This window comes from Agromyces mediolanus (assembly GCF_044917495.1).
GTDB lineage: Bacteria > Actinomycetota > Actinomycetes > Actinomycetales > Microbacteriaceae > Agromyces > Agromyces mediolanus_B.
Genome location: NZ_JAVSSI010000008.1, coordinates 1 through 13983 on the forward strand (window position 1 = coordinate 1; position 13983 = coordinate 13983).

Sequence of the window (13983 nt, forward strand, 5' to 3'; positions counted from 1 at the left end):
CGACTATTAGAAAAACACAAAACAAAAAAAAAATATATTTTGTTTTTTTTTTTTTTATTTTTTTTTTTTTAAATTACGGCGGGAGGTTTTAAAAACCGGGGGGGGGGGGGGTTGGTTGTAGAACTGGGTTTTGTTGTTTAACACGTGAACAAACCCCCCCCCGCGGTGTGGGGCAAGGGGGGGGGGGGGGTTGTGGGTTTGGGTTTTTTGCGGGGTTTATTGGGCGGGGGGGGGGGGGGGGAGGGGGGGGGGCCCCCCCCCCCCCTTCCGCGTGCGCAGACGCCGCGTGCACGGACACCGCGTGCATGGGCTCCGCGTGCACGGACACCGCGAGGCGGAGACATCCATACCTCTTCGAATCATCCTGCGAGAGGTCTTGACGTCCTCGTGCAGAGCGCTTACGCTCGCTCTGCACAAGACGTCTATACCTCTCGGCTTCGAATCGAAGGAGATTCCGTGACCAGCCAGCAAGCTTCCCCCGGCTCGCGCACCCCCATGGGTCGGCTCACCGCCGCCACGGTGGTCGGCAACGCGATCGAGTTCTACGACTTCAACGTCTACGGCACCCTCACCGCCGTCGTGTTCGGTCGGCTCTTCTTCTCCGCCGAGGACCCGGTGCTCGGCACCTTCCTCGCCTTCACGACCTTCGCCGTCGGCTTCCTCGCCCGCCCCATCGGCGGCATCGTCTTCGGGCACTTCGGCGACCGGATCGGCCGCAAGCCCATGCTCGTCGCGAGCCTGCTCACCATGGGCATCGCGACGATGCTGATGGGCCTCCTGCCGACGTACGCGCAGGTCGGCGCGCTCGCCCCCGTGCTCCTCGTGCTGCTGCGCTTCGTGCAGGGCCTCGGCATCGGCGGCGAGTGGGGCGGCGCCATCACCCTCATGATGGAGTCCGCGCCCGAACGCCGCCGCGGCATCTTCGGCTCTGCCGTGCAGACCGGCAGCGGCCTCGGCATCATGCTCTCCACCGGCGTCGTCACCCTGCTCTTCGTGCTGCTCACCCCCGAGCAGATCGACGCGTGGGGCTGGCGCATCCCGCTGCTGTTCAGCGTCGTGCTCGTCGCGGTGGGCCTGATCATCCGCTCGAAGATCGAGGAGTCGCCGGCGTTCCGCGAGCGCGAGGCCGTGGCCGCCCCGCCGAAGGTCCCCGTCCTCGAGACGCTCCGCAAGCACTGGCGCATGGTGCTCGTCGCGATCGGCATGTACATCTCCGTCGCCGCGTTCGGCTTCACCCAGGGCGTGTTCTTCGTCTCCTACCTCGTGAACCAGATGCAGATCGCCCCGGCGACCGCGACCCTCGCGAACCTCGTCGCGGCCGCCGGCTACCTGCTCGCCACGCTCCTCGGCGGCTGGCTCTCCGACCGGCTCGGCCGCACCCGCGCATACCTCGTCGGCGCCGTGCTCATCCTCGTCGCGCCGTTCCTCATGTTCGGCATCGGCTCGACCGGCTCGGTGCCGCTCATCCTCGCCGTGATGCCCGTGGTGGGCGCCCTCGGCGGCGTCGCGTACGGCGCGCAGGCCGCGCTCTTCTTCGAGCTGTTCCCCGCCCGGGTGCGCTACACCGGCATCTCGCTCGGCTTCCAGATCGCCGCGGTGCTCGGCGGCGGGCTCACCCCGCTCATCGCCGCGAGCCTCACCGAGGCCACCGGCACGACGACCTCCGTCTCGCTCTACCTCGGCGTGCTGACGCTCCTCATGATCGTCTGCACCCTCCTCGCGCCCCGGGTCGTGCGCGCCGAGGCGCGTCGCGACGACGCGGACCCGGATGCCGCAGCCGCCCGCCCGCTCTCCGAAGGGACCACCGTATGACCCGCCCCGCCGAGCCGCGCACGATCGTGCTGCTCATGGTCGACCAGCTCGCCGCCAAGTGGCTGGAGACGGCCCGCTCGGGCATCGTCGAGCTGCCGAACTTCGACGCGCTGCAGGCCGCGGGGGCGACGTTCCGGAACGCGTTCAGCACCAACCCGGTGTGCAGCCCCTCCCGGGCGAGCATCGCCACGGGCCTGTCGAACGCGAGCCACGGCGTCACCGAGTGCGGCTACGACCTCGACCCCGGCGTGCCGACGTTCATGCGGGGGCTCCAGCAGGCGGGCTGGCGCACCGGCGCCTTCGGCAAGCTGCACCACGTCACGCAGCTCGAAGAGCTCGTGCCCGATTACACGGTCTACGGCTACGACGTCGTCGCGAACACCGAGGACCTCCGCGCGGGCGAGTGGATCGACTGGGTTGAGCGCGAGCACCCCGAGCACTACGAGGCGGCGCTCTCGACGGTGTGGATGACGATGTCCGAGGACCTCCTCGACTACGGACCCGAGCACGTCGACCTGCGCGCACGCATCCTCGCCGCCCAGGAGCGCTTCCCCGAGTCGACCGAGGAGGCGTACGAGCTGCCCTTCCCGGCCGAGGTCTCGCAGACGGCGTGGATCACCGATCGGGCGTGCGCCTTCCTCGCGGAGGGCGGCGAGCGCGACCTCTTCGCGCACGTCTCCTACGTGCAGCCGCACAACCCCTTCGCACCGCCCGCCGAGTTCGTCGACCGGGTCGACGTCGACGCCATCCCCGCGCCGGTGCCCGCCGAGTGGGCCGAGCGGCCCATCCCGTACTTCGATCAGGAGCGCTACCGCGAGCCGAGCTACGCCCGCGACGACTGGCGCCGGCACCGCCGGCTCTACTTCGCCGACCTCGCGCACCTCGACCACGAGCTCGGCCGCATCCGGCAGGCGCTCGCCGACGCCGGCCGGCTCGACGGCGCCCTCCTCCTGTTCACCTCCGACCACGGCGAGATGCTCCACGACCAGGGCCTCCTCGGCAAGTGGGAGCGGCACTACGACCCGTGCATCCGCGTGCCGCTCGTGGTCGTCGCGCCCGGCGCCGTGCCGGGCGAGCGGCCGGAGCTCGCCGAGCACACCGACATCGCCGCGACCGTGTACGACTGGGCCGGGGTCGAGCCGCCGACCCTGCCGCAGCACACCCGGGACGGGGAGCGGCGGCTGCCGATGCTGCACGGGCGCTCCCTGCTGCCGAGCGTGCTCGGCCGGACGGACGTCGCGGCCGGGGCATCCGCCCGCGACGCCGTCTACGTGCAGTCGAACAACAGCCACGTCGAGGCGCGGCCGTCGTCGTGGGCGCGCACGGTGCGTACCGAGCGGTTCCGCTTCACGTACTACCCCGACGGCGGCGGGGAGCAGCTCTTCGACCTCGTCGCGGATCCCGACGAGCAGCGGAACCTGGCCGCCGATCCGGCCTGGCGGACGACCCGCGACGAGCTCTTCGCCCGGTTGACGGAGCTCATCATCGCCGAGGGCTTCCCGAACACGCCGCGCGAGCTCTTCCGCATCGGCGCCTGGTGAGCGGCGGGCCGCCGCGATAATGGGAGCCATGCCCGCCTCGAGCAAGGTCACCGCCGCCGAAGCCGCGATCCGCGCCCTGCTCGACGCGGGTGGCGCCGGCGAGCGGCTGCCGAGCGAGGCGGAGCTCGCCGAGCTGGCGGGCGTCAGCCGGGTCACGGTGCGCGAGGTGCTGGACCGGCTCTGGTACGAGGGCGCGATCGTGCGCCGCTGGGGCGCCGGCACCTTCATCGCGCCGCGCGAGCGGGATGCCTCGGCGGGCCCGTTCCGGCGCATCTACGTCGCGCTCGACGACATCGGCTCGCTCCCCGGGCAGATCGATGCGAGCGGTCGGGAGGCGAGTCTCGCGGCGTTCGCCGTCGATCACCTCGCGCCGCCGGAGTGGGTGGCCGCGGCCCTCGGGGCGGAGCGTCTCGGCGCCGACGGCAAGGTGTGGCGGGTCACCCGCACGCTCGCGATCAACGGGGCTCCCGCGATGGTGATGCGGGACTTCCTGCCGCGCGAGCTCGGCGGCGGACGGCTGAACCCCACCGAGCTCGCCGACCTCGGCATGGACCTGCCGCGATTCCTCCGGCTGAACGGCGCGCGCATCGTGAAGTACGAGTCGACGCTCGAGGCGGTCGCGTGCGACGAGGAGACCGCGCGGCTCCTCGGCCGCGAACCGGGCGCCCCGCAGCTGCGCACGCGGCAGCTCGCCATCTCCGACACGGGTGAGACGGTGAGCTGCGCCGAGCTCGCCTTCCGCGAGGACGCGATCAGCACGACCCTGGTGCGCGCGATCGGCGGCTGAGCCGGCACCGCTCCAAAGCGAGTTGCCCGACTTCCAGGAAAGTCGGGCAACTCGGAGGCGAGGTGGGAGTGCGGCTCAGGCCGGGTCGTTCCAGGACCAGATGTCGTCGCCGCGGAGCGTCGCGTCGGCGCCGCCGTCGCAGTAGATCGTCTGGCCGGCCATGTGTGTGTTCTGCTCGCTCGTGAGCCAGACCAGGAGGTTCGCGATCGACTCCGGCGGCTGGTGCGAGTTCAGCGGCATCGGCACCGCGGCATCCACCATCGCGCGGCCCTCGGGCGTCTCGAGGAGGCCGGCCGTCATCGGGGTGAGCACCGTGCCGGGGGCGACGGCGTTCAGCGGGATGCCGGCGCCGGCCCACTCGGGCGTGATCGAGGCGCGGCGCACCCAGCGGGAGAGCGCGCGCTTCGACGAGGGGTACACGAGGTAGCCGACCTCGGGGCCCTGAGCCGCGAGCTCGCCCGCGATGGCCCGTGCGGCCTCCTCGTCGCCCGCGAGCGCGGCCTCGACCAGCTCGGCGGAGTTCGGCTGCAGCGAGGCCATCGAGGAGACGACCGCCGCGCGCGGGGCGTCGGACTTCGCGAGCCCGGGCAGGAGCTGGGTGAGCAGCTCGACGACGCCGAAGTAGTTCACCGAGATCGTGGCGGGGACGGGCGCGGAGATGCCGGCGCAGGCGATGACGCCGTCGACGACGCCGCCGGCCAGCTCGAGCGCGCGTGCGGCGGCGTCGGTGCGGCCCTCGGGTGCCGAGAGGTCGGCTTCGACCTCGGCGCCGCGCAGGTCGATGCCGATGACGCGGTGGCCTGCGGCCTCGAGCGCGCCCTTCGTGGCGGCGCCGATGCCGGAGGCCGAGCCGGTCACGACGTAGGTGCGAGTCATGGGGAGTCCTTCCGATTTCGCGAGAACGGCGGGGTGGTGCCGTATATTTGACACGATACGCCAATAATCGTGGTGCGGGGGAGGTTCGCATGGAATCGGCAGCAGACGCAGACCCGGATGCCGCGACCGGCCCTGGTGCCACGACCGGCCCGGGCGCCACGACCGGCCGCGGCCGGGGCCGCCCGAGCATCGTCGACGTCGGTGCCGTGAGCGAGGCCGCGTTCCTGCTCTGGTCGGATCGCGGCTACGCCGAGACCGGCTGGAAGGAGCTCGCCGAGGCGACCGGTGTGAGCGCCCGCACCCTGATGCGCCACTTCGGCACCCGCGACCGCATCGCCTGGGCCGGCGTCGAGGCGGCGAACGAGCGCCTCGAGCAGGCCATCGCCGAGCTCCGCGCCGAGCCCGACCCCGCGGTCGCCGTCCGCCGGGCGATCGTCGCCTCCGTCTCGCACGACGAGCACGTCGCCCGGAGCGCCGCCGCTTGGTTCCGCCTCATCGCCGCGGAGCCCGAGCTCGTCGCCACCGCCGCCGCGGCCAACCGGCTCTGGACCGCCCGGCTCGCCGCGCACCTCGCCGAGCGGCTGCCCGGGGCGACACCCGCCGTGTGCGCCGCGCTCGCCGCGGCCTACGAGGCGGCGACCTTCGCCGCCCTCAGCGCCTGGGCCGAGGGCGGCGTGCCGGGCGACCCGGCCGACGCGGTCGACGCCGCGCTCGCCTGGATCCGGCTGGCGCGCTGAGCCGCAGGGGCGGGCTCCGCGCTCAGCCGTCGAGTCTCCCGGCTCAGCCGTCGAGCGGATCGAGACGCAGCGTCACGTCGTAGCGGTGCGGCCCGACGACCGTGCCCACGATGGCGGGGCCGAAGCGGTCGTACTTGCGGTGGTACTCGGCGTCGAGCGGCTCCTGCACCTCCGCCGCCGGCTCGGCCGGGACGACGGCGAAGCGGGCGTCGCGTTCGATCCCGTCCGCGACGATCCGCCCGTGCCCGCTCGCCACGGCGCGGCGGTACCAGCCGGCATCCGCGCCGTAGGCGGAGCGCACGTACAGCCCGTCGCCCACCCGGGCGACCCACATGATCACGAGCGGACGCACCGAGCCGTCCGCCCTGGTCGACGCGAGCTGCAGCTCCTCCGCCGCGCCGATCCGCTCCAGCTCCTCGTCCGTCCAGCCGCTCATCGCATCCCCCTCGCGCTCGGCGTCGCGCCCGCCGGGGTCGAGGGGCGCCCTCCCATCTCAGCGCATCCCGGCCCCGAGCGGGAGGGGGCTGACCGCATCCGCACCGCTCCGCCTACCATGGGAGGGGAGGTGGCGGCATGATCATGATGCGCGTGCTCGGGGTCGCGCTCGACCAGGCCGGGCAGCATCTCGTGCTGCTGAAACCCCTCGTCGACGGGCCCGGCGAACCGCGGGTGCTGCCCATCTGGATCGGCGCGCAGGAGGCGAACTCGATCCTCGTCGCGATCAACGACGAGCAGACCCCGCGGCCGCTCACGCACGACCTCACCACCACCCTCATCGACCTCCTCGGCGCGCGCATCGCCCGCGCCGAGGTGACGAAGCTCGACGCCGGCACCTTCTACGCCGAGCTCACCCTCGTCACGCCGAGCGGCCCGCGCCTCGTCGATGCCCGGCCGAGCGACGCGATCGCCCTCGCCGTGCGGGCGGGCGCCGACATCGTCGTCGACGAGTCCGTCTTCGAGGACGCCGCCATCCCCGCCGCGCTCACGGCGGGCGCCGACGAGGACGACGAGGACGCCGCATCCGCCGCCGATCCCGACGCGCCGCCCTCGGCCGCCGACGAGGCGAAGCTCGAGGAGTTCAAGCGCTTCCTCGACGACGTCGACCCGGAGGACTTCCAAGGATGACCGAGCAGAGGGTGCCGGCGCGCACCGAGCTGCCCGCGCCGCAGTTCGTGCTCGCCGCCGACGGAACGCGCATCGCCACCTACTCCTGGGGCGAGGACGACGCCCCGACCGTGCTCTGCGTGCACGGCTTCGCCTCGAGCTGCCGTGACAACTGGGTCGAGACCGGCTGGGTGCGGGAGCTCCTCGCCGCCGGCTTCCGCGTGCTCGGCGTCGACCAGCGCGGGCACGGGGCGAGCGGGCATCCGCACGACCCTGAGGCGTACCGGATGTCGGCCTTCGTCGCCGACCTCGTGACCGTGCTCGACACCTACCTCGTGGACGAGGTCCGCTACGCCGGGTACTCGCTCGGGGCGCGGGTGGGCTGGCAGCTCGCGGTGCAGGCGCCCGAGCACGTCGCGCGCGCGGTGCTCGGCGGCATCCCCGACGGCCGACCGCTCGCCCGGCTGAAGACCGAGCAGGCCCGCGCCTACGCCGAGCACGGCACCCCGGTCGAGGACCGGGTGACCCGCAGCTACGTCTCGCTCGCCGAGCGGGTGCCCGGCAACGACCTCCTCGCGCTCATCGCGCTCGCCGAGGGGATGGCCGGCGGCGACGCCGATCCGGATCCCGCCCGTCCGCCGCGTCAGCCGGTGCTCTTCGCGACCGGCTCGGAGGACGCCATCCTGCCGCAGTCCAAGCGCCTCGCCGAGGCGACGCCCGCCGCGAGCTTCCTCGAGGTGCCCGGCCGGCACCACTTCAACGCGCCGGGATCGAAGGTCTTCCGCGAGGGGGCGGCGGCGTTCCTCGCCGAGGGCTGAGCGGCGGATGCCCCGGGCGGGTGTCGGCCGGAGGCCGTACCCTGGAGGGGAGCGCGGAAACTGACGAGGAGCGGGCGATGAGCGAGACGAACACGGGATCCATGGCCGAGGCCGAAGCGATCCACGCCGCCATCGAGTGCCCCGACTGCTTCGTCGAGCTGCAGCGCGACGGGCACTGGTGGATGGCCCGCCCCGCGGGCTCCCGGCTCGTCGGGCTCGTCGTCTCGCGCGACGACATGCCGTCGATCGTCGAGCAGCGCGACGACCTGGCGCACTTCGGCGTCGCCATTTCCGACTTCCGCCACCCCGCGCCCGAGAACCTCTCGGAGTCGTGGGAGCAGCGCCTCGCCCGCTTCTTCGGCACGCTGAAGTCGGGTGACGTGCTCGTCGTCGCCACCGTGCACGCGCTCGGCCGCGACGTCGACGAGGAGCTCCGCACGCTCGCCGAGCTCCGCCGTCGCGGCGTCGTCGTCAAGGTGCTGAGCCACGGCGCCCGGCACCTGAGCGACACCGGGCTCGAGAGCACCGGGCTCGAGGCCTAGCGGCGCGCAGTTCTGAGGCCTAGCTCGGCTCGGGCAGCAGTGTCGGCGTCAGCCGAGCGCGATCGACCAGCTCACGCCCGCCACGATCACGAGCAGCAGTGCCCCGAGCGCGATGCCCGTGCGCACGATGCGCCGACGGCTGAGCGTGCCGGGGTCGAGCGACGAGCGCGAGAAGCGGTCGAGGTTTGGGCTGACGGCCTGGAACGGCGGCTCGGCCGACGGCGGAATGCCGCCGCCCTCGTTCCGGTCCATGCGTGCATGGTAGCTCCAGAACGGGGCGCGCGGTATCCTGCCGCGCGAGCCGGGGCTACTTCCCCTTCGCCTCGGCGAGGCTCTCGCGCACGATGTCGAGGCCGCGACGCAGCTCGTCGTCGGAGATCGTGAGCGCGGGCAGGAACTTCAGCACCTCGTCGTGGGCGCCCGAGGTCTCGATCACGAGCCCGCGCGCGAACGCCGCCTTCGAGATGCGGCCGGCGAGCCCGCGGTCGAGCTCGCAGACGAGCCCGTACATGAGGCCGCGACCGCGCACGCCGAACTCGAGCTCGGGGTGCTCGGCGGCGATCGCCTCGAGCTCGCTGCGCAGCAGCGCCGACTTGCGCGCGACCTCGCGCGTGAACGCGTCGTCGGCCCAGTAGCGCTCGAGCGCGACGCGGGCGGTGACGAAGGCGAGGTTGTTGCCGCGGAAGGTGCCGGTGTGCGCGCCCGGCTGCCACACGTCGACCTCGGGGCGCAGCAGCACGAGCGACATCGGCAGGCCCGAGCCCGAGATCGACTTCGAGACGGTCACGAGGTCGGGCACGATGTTCGCGGCCTCGAAGGCGAAGAAGGTGCCGGTGCGGCCGACGCCCGCCTGGATCTCGTCGAGGATCAGCAGGATGCCGCGCTCCGCCGTGATCGCCCGGAGCCGCTGCAGCCACGGCACGCTCGCGACGTTGATGCCGCCCTCGCCCTGCACCGCCTCGACGATGACGGCGGCGGGCAGGTCGAGCCCCGAGCCCGGGTCGTCGAGCATCTTCTCGAGCAGGTCGAGGGTGTCGACGCCGTCGCCGAGGTAGCCGTCGTAGGGCAGGCGCACGATGTCGTCGAGGCCGACGCCGGCGGCGCCGCGGTAGTGGCTGTTGCCGGTCGCGGCGAGCGCGCCGAGGCTCAGGCCGTGGAAGGCGTTCGTGAACGCGACGACCGTCTGCCGGCCCGTCGCCTGGCGAGCGACCTTGAGGGCGGCCTCGACGGCGTTCGCGCCGGTCGGGCCGGTGAACTGCAGCTTGTGGTCGAAGCCGCGCGGCTCGAGCACGAGGCGCTCGAAGGCCTCGATGAAGGCGCGCTTCGAGGAGGTGGCCATATCGAGGCCGTGCATGATGCCGCCGCGCTCGAGCTCGGCGATGAGGGCCTCGGTGAACGCCGGGTTGTTGTGCCCGTAGTTCAGCACGCCCGCGCCCGCGAAGAAGTCGAGGTACTCGCGCCCGTCGGCGTCGACGATGGTCGAGCCGCTCGCGCGGTCGAACACGGTCGGGAACGCCCGCACGTAGCCGCGCACCTCGGACTCGCGGCGGGTGAAGACGTCAAGGTTCGCGGCATCGCTCATGGCGGACGGGCTCCTCTGCAGGGTCGATCGGAAGGCGGTGCTCCGAGCCTAGAGCCTCACCCTGGGAGCGGGCGCGCAGCGGCCGGCGCCGGCTCGCGTCATCCGCCCGCCCGCCTCATCCCTCCCTGGCGCGCACCGCGACCGGGGCCGGCTCGATGCCGAGCGACACCCGCTCGCCGAACTCCACCCGCTCGCCGACGGAGTGCTGCATCCGGAGCAGCTGCCCGCCCTCGGTGCGGAGCACCGTGCGCCGTACGCTGCCGAGGAAGGTGCTCTCCAGCACGACGGCGTCGATCGGTCCGCCGAGGCGCACGTTCTCGGGCCGGACGAAGGCCTCGGCCGGCCCGTCGGCCTGCTCGCCGACGATCGGGAGGCGGACCCCGAGCACCTCGGCGACCCCGCCGGCGACCGTGCACGGCAGCACGCTCGAGAGGCCGACGAACTCGGCGACGTTGGCCGTGGCCGGGCGGAGGTACAGCTCCTCGGGGGTGCCGATCTGGTCGATCCGGCCGGCGTTCATCACCGCGATCCGGTCGGAGACGGCGAGCGCCTCCTCCTGGTCGTGGGTGACGAACACGGTGGTGATGCCGAGCCGGAGCTGGATGCGCCGGATCTCGTCGCGGAGGGCGACGCGCACCTTCGCGTCGAGCGCCGAGAGCGGCTCGTCGAGGAGCAGCACCCGCGGCTCGGTGACGAGGGCGCGGGCGAGCGCGACGCGCTGCTGCTGGCCGCCGGACAGCTGGTGCGGGAAGCGGTCGCCGAACCCCTCGAGCCCGACGAGGGCGAGGGCGTCGCGCACCCGCCGCGCGGCCTCGCGCTTCGCGACCTTCCGCATCCGCAGGCCGAACGCGGTGTTCGCCGTGACGTCGAGATGCGGGAACAGCGAGTACGCCTGGAACACCATGCCGAGGTCGCGCCGGTTGGTCGGCACGGCCGAGACATCCGCTCCGCCGATCCGCACGGTGCCGCCGTTCGCGCGCTCGAGGCCGGCGAGCACGCGCAGCGCCGTCGTCTTCCCGCAGCCGGAGGGGCCGAGGAGGGAGACGAACTCGCCCGGCTCGATGGCGAGATCGAGGCCGTGCAGCACCCGGGTCTGGCCGTAGTCCTTCACGACGCCCTCGAAGGCGACGGCGGTGCCGTCGCGGGCCCCGGCAAGGATCGCGTTGTCGGCGGTCGCGATGGCGGTGTCGGTCATGGCTGGTCCTTCGGGGGTCGGGTGCCGGTGCGCCGGGCGCGGGGCGTCCCGCCGCCGATGCGCCCGATGACGACGAGCAGCACGAAGGCGAAGACGAGCGCGAGGAGCGAGAGGATCACGGAGGCGTACGGGTCCTGCTTGCCGACGACGACGAGCGCCGTCTGCAGGTTCTGGCGGTTCAGCAGGGAGGCGATGGTGAACTCGCCGAGCACGACCGCGACGGAGATGAGGGATGCCGCGAGGAGCCCCGAGCGGAGGTTCGGCGCGAGCACCCGGAGGAGCACCGCCGGCCAGCTCGCGCCGAGGGAGCGGGCCGCCTCGGCGAGGGTGCGCAGTTCGGTCGCGTCGATCGACGCCTGGATGGCCCGGTAGGCGAACGGCAGCACGGTGACGCCGTAGGCGAAGGCGAGCGGCCAGATGCCGGTGCCGATCGTGCGGCCGATGGCGAGGTAGATCGGGGCGAGCCCCACGACGAGCACGATCGCGGGGATCGAGATCGGCAGCAGCGCGAGGAACTCGAAGGGGCGCTTCAGCTTCGGGAACCGGAGCTCGACGAGCACCATCGTCGGGGCGAGCAGCAGCAGCACGATCGCGACGGTGACGACCGCGAGCACCGCCGAGTTGCCGAGACCCGTCCAGATCGGCCGGTACGTGCCCGCCTTCGCCGGGTCGAACAGCGCGAACCAGTGCACGAGCGAGTGACCGCCCGTGGTCGCGTCGCGCAGGGTGTACTCGGCCATCGACACGATCGGGATCGCGAAGAGCACGATGAGCACGAGCCCGATCGTCCAGCGCACGGCCGGATGCGGGGCGAAGCCGCGGGCGCTCATCGCTGCCACCTCGCGGCGCGGCGCTGGATGAGCGCGTAGAGCGACATCGTCACCGCCATCACGACGATCATGCCGAGGGCGAGCGCGCCCGCGAGATTCTCGCGGCCGAGCAGGGTCTCGCTCGTGAGCGCGGTGCGGATCTGCAGCGGCACGATCTGCGAGCCCTGGCTCGCGAGGGCGGCCGCGGTCGCGTAGGAGGAGAACGCGTTCGCGAAGAGGAGCAGCAGGCTCGCGAGGAACGAGGGCGCGAGCACGGGGATGCCGATGTACCGCCAGAAGCCCGCGCGGGTTCCGCCGAGCGTGAGGTTCGCCTCCGCCCACTGCGGGCGCAGCGCGCTCATCGCGGGCATGAAGGTGATCACCATGAGCGGCACCTGGAAGAACAGGTAGGGGAGGATGAGCCCGGGCAGGCCGTAGATCCACGCGCCCTCGGCGAAGAGGTCGATGCCGAAGCGGTCCTTCAGGGTGAGGGTCACGAGCCCCTGCAGGCCGATGGTCGCGATGAAGGCGAAGGCGAGCATGACGCCGCCGAACTGCGCGAGCACGCCGCTCGCGGCGTCGACGAGGCGGCGGGTGCGGCCCGTCTCGGGGAGCCCGGCCATGGCGTAGCAGGCCAGGGCGCCGAGCAGGGCGCCGCCCGCGGCCGTGAGCGCCGACAGCCAGGCGGAGTTCGCGAAGGTCTGCACGATCACCGGGTCGGCGAGGGCGGCGACGTTCGAGAGCGTGAAGCTCCCGTCGGCGTCGACGAAGCCGCTCGCGACGGTGAGGATCGTGGGCAGCGCGAGGAAGATCAGCAGGTAGGCGGCGAAGGGCACGAGCCCGAGCACCGCCGCGGCGCCGGAGCCGACGCGCCGCCGGGGCGGAGGGGTCTCCTCCGTCCCGGCGGCGGCGACGAGCGGTGCCGCGGGAGCGGCGACGGTCATGTTCAGCCGACCGCCGCAGCCCACTTCTCGCCGAGCAGCGTGCCGGCGTTCGTCGACTGCTCCTCGGTCGGCACGACCGTGTCCTCGGGCGCCGCGGGGAGGGCGTCGAAGAGCTTCTGGTCGATGGTGCCGGCGTCGGCCATGGCCTCGGCGCGGACGGGGCGGGCGCCGCCCTTCAGCCAGAGGTTCTGCACCTCGTCGCTGTAGAGGAACTCCTGCCAGAGCCGGGCCGCCGCCGGGTTCGGGGCGTCCACGTTGATGGCCTGGTTGTAGTACCCGGCGTAGCCGGTGCCCGGGAGGATGACGGTCTTCCAGTTGGGGTTGTCGGCCGTGTGGGCGGCGTTCAGGTAGTCCCAGTCGAAGACGACGGGCGTCTCGCCCGAGGTCACCGTCGCGGTGGTGACGTCGACCTTCAGGAGGTTCCCGGCCTGGTTCAGCTGCTGGAAGAAGTCGATGCCCGGCTGGAAGTCGTCGAGCGTGCCGTCGGACTGCACGGTGGCGAGGCCGACCGCGGCGAACGCGGCGCCCGCCTGGGTCGGGTCGCCGTTGATGGCGACGGCGCCCTTGTAGTCGCCGCCGAGGAGCGCGTCGAGGCTCGACGGCTCGGCGAACTTCGACGAGTCGTAGCCGATGGACATGTACCCGCCGTAGTCGCCGACGAACAGTCCGCTCGGCTCCTTGAGCTCGGCGGGGATGTCGTCCCAGCTCGCGACCTGGTACGGCGCGAACTGCTTCGTGCTCTGCAGGGCGACCGTGAGGCCGACGTCGAACACGTCGGGCGCGGTGTCGAGGCCCGCGTTCGTCTCGGCGGCCTGGATCTCCTCGGCGCTCGACGCGTCGGGGGAGGCCTCGTTGATGGTGATCTCCGGGTACTTCTCGGCGAAGAGGTCGAGGATCTCGCCGTAGTTCGCCCAGTCGCGCGGGAGCGCGATGACGTTCAGCTGACCCTCGGCCTTCGCCGCCTCCTCGAGCGCGGCGAGGTCGCCGAAGTCGGCGAGGCTCGTGGCCGTCGCGGCATCCGTGCCTCCGTCGCCGCCCGCGGCGTCGGCCGATCCGCCGGCGCAGCCGGCGAGGCCGAGCACGACCGCGGTCGACAGGGCGAGCGCACCGAGTGCGTACTGCTTCTTCAACGCGTGTCCTCCGTCTGGCGCCGGGCCGCCCGCGCTGTGGATGCGGGCGTCGGGACCGCGGCGCCAGAGCGAAGCTAGGAGCCGAAGGAGGACGGTCGGGGGTGCC

15 protein-coding genes are annotated in these 13983 nt (G+C 72.6%); 7 read left to right on the forward strand and 8 right to left on the reverse strand.

Translation table 11 applies throughout. The features are described 5' to 3' along the window. Positions 1 to 456: 456 nt before the first annotated feature. From ROT00_RS12210 to ROT00_RS12220, 3 genes are read left to right on the forward strand one after another with little or no spacing between them, the layout of a single operon-like run. Entirely contained in the window at positions 457 to 1812 is a 1356-nt protein-coding gene (locus tag ROT00_RS12210; RefSeq protein ID WP_404775215.1) for an MFS transporter, read from the forward strand. After that, on the forward strand, positions 1809 to 3353 hold the full coding sequence (locus tag ROT00_RS12215; RefSeq protein WP_404775217.1) for a sulfatase family protein: 1545 nt from the start codon (positions 1809 to 1811) through the stop codon (positions 3351 to 3353). Before ROT00_RS12210 ends, ROT00_RS12215 begins: the two co-directional genes overlap by 4 nt. 28 nt (positions 3354 to 3381) lie before the next feature. Then, positions 3382 to 4140 (forward strand): GntR family transcriptional regulator, encoded by a 759-nt coding sequence (locus tag ROT00_RS12220; RefSeq protein ID WP_404775218.1) that lies wholly within the window; start codon positions 3382 to 3384, stop codon positions 4138 to 4140. A 75-nt stretch (positions 4141 to 4215) separates the two neighbouring features. On the opposite strand, the gene ROT00_RS12225 is transcribed toward ROT00_RS12220, so the two are convergent. Beyond that, positions 4216 to 5016, reverse strand: coding sequence for an SDR family oxidoreductase (locus tag ROT00_RS12225; RefSeq protein WP_404775220.1), 801 nt, complete (start codon positions 5014 to 5016; stop codon positions 4216 to 4218). 89 nt (positions 5017 to 5105) lie between these two features. Between ROT00_RS12225 and ROT00_RS12230 the strand changes: the two genes are divergently transcribed. Continuing rightward, complete coding sequence (locus ROT00_RS12230; RefSeq protein ID WP_404775221.1) at positions 5106 to 5753, forward strand: TetR/AcrR family transcriptional regulator; 648 nt, start codon at positions 5106 to 5108, stop codon at positions 5751 to 5753. Between the two features lie 43 nt (positions 5754 to 5796). Here the strand turns inward: ROT00_RS12230 and ROT00_RS12235 are convergent, their stop codons facing one another. Continuing rightward, on the reverse strand, positions 5797 to 6189 hold the full coding sequence (locus ROT00_RS12235) for a DUF2255 family protein (protein WP_404775223.1): 393 nt from the start codon (positions 6187 to 6189) through the stop codon (positions 5797 to 5799). Positions 6190 to 6326: 137 nt separating this feature from the next. On the opposite strand from ROT00_RS12235, the gene ROT00_RS12240 reads away from it, so the two are divergent. From ROT00_RS12240 to ROT00_RS12250, 3 genes are all read left to right on the forward strand, one after another. Beyond that, a complete protein-coding gene (locus tag ROT00_RS12240) occupies positions 6327 to 6878 on the forward strand; it encodes a bifunctional nuclease family protein (RefSeq protein ID WP_404775225.1) in 552 nt (183 codons plus the stop codon). Continuing rightward, positions 6875 to 7675 (forward strand): alpha/beta fold hydrolase, encoded by an 801-nt coding sequence (locus tag ROT00_RS12245; protein WP_404775227.1) that lies wholly within the window; start codon positions 6875 to 6877, stop codon positions 7673 to 7675. The genes ROT00_RS12240 and ROT00_RS12245 overlap by 4 nt, the downstream gene beginning before the upstream one ends. Before the next feature lie 77 nt (positions 7676 to 7752). Further along, positions 7753 to 8217 carry a recombinase family protein gene (locus ROT00_RS12250; RefSeq protein WP_404775229.1) on the forward strand — a complete coding sequence of 155 codons (465 nt, stop codon included), beginning with the start codon at positions 7753 to 7755 and terminating at the stop codon, positions 8215 to 8217. Between the two features lie 48 nt (positions 8218 to 8265). On the opposite strand, the gene ROT00_RS12255 is transcribed toward ROT00_RS12250, so the two are convergent. The 6 genes from ROT00_RS12255 to ROT00_RS12280 all read right to left on the reverse strand — a co-directional run bounded on the left by ROT00_RS12255 (position 8266) and on the right by ROT00_RS12280 (position 13877). Further along, the gene (locus ROT00_RS12255; RefSeq protein ID WP_404775231.1) at positions 8266 to 8469 is read right to left on the reverse strand and encodes a hypothetical protein; all 204 of its coding nucleotides are present in this window, start codon (positions 8467 to 8469) and stop codon (positions 8266 to 8268) included. A 55-nt stretch (positions 8470 to 8524) separates the two neighbouring features. Further along, complete coding sequence (gene ectB / locus ROT00_RS12260) at positions 8525 to 9799, reverse strand: diaminobutyrate--2-oxoglutarate transaminase (RefSeq protein ID WP_404775233.1); 1275 nt, start codon at positions 9797 to 9799, stop codon at positions 8525 to 8527. Positions 9800 to 9914: 115 nt separating this feature from the next. After that, positions 9915 to 10994, reverse strand: coding sequence for an ABC transporter ATP-binding protein (locus tag ROT00_RS12265; protein WP_404775235.1), 1080 nt, complete (start codon positions 10992 to 10994; stop codon positions 9915 to 9917). Beyond that, entirely contained in the window at positions 10991 to 11824 is an 834-nt protein-coding gene (locus ROT00_RS12270) for an ABC transporter permease (protein ID WP_404775237.1), read from the reverse strand. Before ROT00_RS12270 ends, ROT00_RS12265 begins: the two co-directional genes overlap by 4 nt. Continuing rightward, on the reverse strand, positions 11821 to 12747 hold the full coding sequence (locus ROT00_RS12275; RefSeq protein WP_404775239.1) for an ABC transporter permease: 927 nt from the start codon (positions 12745 to 12747) through the stop codon (positions 11821 to 11823). The genes ROT00_RS12270 and ROT00_RS12275 overlap by 4 nt, the downstream gene beginning before the upstream one ends. 2 nt (positions 12748 to 12749) lie before the next feature. Next, positions 12750 to 13877: an ABC transporter substrate-binding protein gene (locus ROT00_RS12280; protein ID WP_404775241.1), complete on the reverse strand. Its 1128-nt coding sequence runs from the start codon at positions 13875 to 13877 to the stop codon at positions 12750 to 12752. Positions 13878 to 13983 lie beyond the last annotated feature (106 nt).

Excerpts from the sequence above, each read along its gene's own strand:
- ectB (WP_404775233.1), bottom strand. The coding sequence starts at position 9,799 with ATGAGCGATGCCGCGAACCTTGACGTCTTCACCCGCCGCGAGTCCGAG.
- ROT00_RS12240 (WP_404775225.1), top strand. The coding sequence starts at position 6,327 with ATGATCATGATGCGCGTGCTCGGGGTCGCGCTCGACCAGGCCGGGCAG.
- ROT00_RS12235 (WP_404775223.1), bottom strand. The coding sequence starts at position 6,189 with ATGAGCGGCTGGACGGACGAGGAGCTGGAGCGGATCGGCGCGGCGGAG.
- ROT00_RS12275 (WP_404775239.1), bottom strand. The coding sequence starts at position 12,747 with ATGACCGTCGCCGCTCCCGCGGCACCGCTCGTCGCCGCCGCCGGGACG.
- ROT00_RS12250 (WP_404775229.1), top strand. The coding sequence starts at position 7,753 with ATGAGCGAGACGAACACGGGATCCATGGCCGAGGCCGAAGCGATCCAC.
- ROT00_RS12230 (WP_404775221.1), top strand. The coding sequence starts at position 5,106 with ATGGAATCGGCAGCAGACGCAGACCCGGATGCCGCGACCGGCCCTGGT.
- ROT00_RS12220 (WP_404775218.1), top strand. The coding sequence starts at position 3,382 with ATGCCCGCCTCGAGCAAGGTCACCGCCGCCGAAGCCGCGATCCGCGCC.
- ROT00_RS12225 (WP_404775220.1), bottom strand. The coding sequence starts at position 5,016 with ATGACTCGCACCTACGTCGTGACCGGCTCGGCCTCCGGCATCGGCGCC.
- ROT00_RS12245 (WP_404775227.1), top strand. The coding sequence starts at position 6,875 with ATGACCGAGCAGAGGGTGCCGGCGCGCACCGAGCTGCCCGCGCCGCAG.
- ROT00_RS12215 (WP_404775217.1), top strand. The coding sequence starts at position 1,809 with ATGACCCGCCCCGCCGAGCCGCGCACGATCGTGCTGCTCATGGTCGAC.
- ROT00_RS12270 (WP_404775237.1), bottom strand. The coding sequence starts at position 11,824 with ATGAGCGCCCGCGGCTTCGCCCCGCATCCGGCCGTGCGCTGGACGATC.
- ROT00_RS12265 (WP_404775235.1), bottom strand. The coding sequence starts at position 10,994 with ATGACCGACACCGCCATCGCGACCGCCGACAACGCGATCCTTGCCGGG.
- ROT00_RS12255 (WP_404775231.1), bottom strand. The coding sequence starts at position 8,469 with ATGGACCGGAACGAGGGCGGCGGCATTCCGCCGTCGGCCGAGCCGCCG.